Annotated in this window: 1 pseudogene; it reads left to right on the top strand. The window is 53.0% G+C overall.

Annotated features, from left to right (window positions below):
* Positions 1–622 precede the first annotated feature (622 nt).
* A pseudogene (locus MKK70_RS06890) lies at positions 623–940 on the top strand (hypothetical protein); the annotation flags it as partial.

The raw sequence follows: 940 nt of genomic DNA on the forward strand, positions 1-940 counted from the left end.
GGGCGTCTTGGCCTTGGGCCGGCAGGCCTCGACCAAGGGCTCCAGTTCAGACCGCTGGGCGTCGCTCAGCATCGTCCCTCCTGCATCAGAGAAACGAAAACGCTAGCCAAGCCAATCCGTTCAGACGACGACAGGCCCTAGCTGTAGAAAAAGCCGAAGCCCGTACCCAGCCACAGCACGCCCCGCCCTCGTCTTCGGTACTATAACCGCTGACGAACGCCTCTGCATCAGCTTAGCTACGCTACGCTACGTTCAAAATCCTGAGATTTTTAAATTCCGCGCAGCCTTTCCTGACAGGTTTGTGCATCAGGTTTACCGGGGTTATGCTAACACCTGATCATGCTCTAAAAATCGCAACGCCAAGCGGTACTTTAGATAAGCGTATCCATTAAGGGTGAAGTGTTCTAATAGTTTCGAGCGAGCATCAAAGCGGCGCGACAATTATAAATAATAGTATCTAACAGGAGGCGAATTATTGGACTTATTACTTAATAATACAAGAATTATATAACTTCATGCTTTCATCGCCATAGTGTTGCATAAATGCCACCATTCCAGCCAATCTGGATAGTATTGCCTGCCCTCCACAACATTTTTCGACATCCTCGGCAGGAGGCACGGATTGACCCAGACAGGTGTGTATGTCGGCAACGATCCTGCCGCCTTTGCTGCGTACGCGAAGTGGGTCGGGAGCACGCCAGGTAATGTGCTGAACTACCTCGGTAACGGAGATTGGTCCGGCTTTGACAGCTCGATCGGTTATGAGGTCAGTATCTGGAAAGCTACGCCCGCCTCCAAAATCTGGTCGGTACCGCTGACGGTTTGGGGCACCTCGCTCGAGCAGGTCGCCACAGGCGCTTTCAACGATCATTTCCTCAAGGCCGCGCAGGGCTTAGCGCAGACCAAGGCCAGCAGCGACGGCAACATCTACGTGCGCGTC

Source organism: Methylobacterium sp. E-041, assembly GCF_022829665.1.
Taxonomy (GTDB): Bacteria; Pseudomonadota; Alphaproteobacteria; order Rhizobiales; family Beijerinckiaceae; genus Methylobacterium.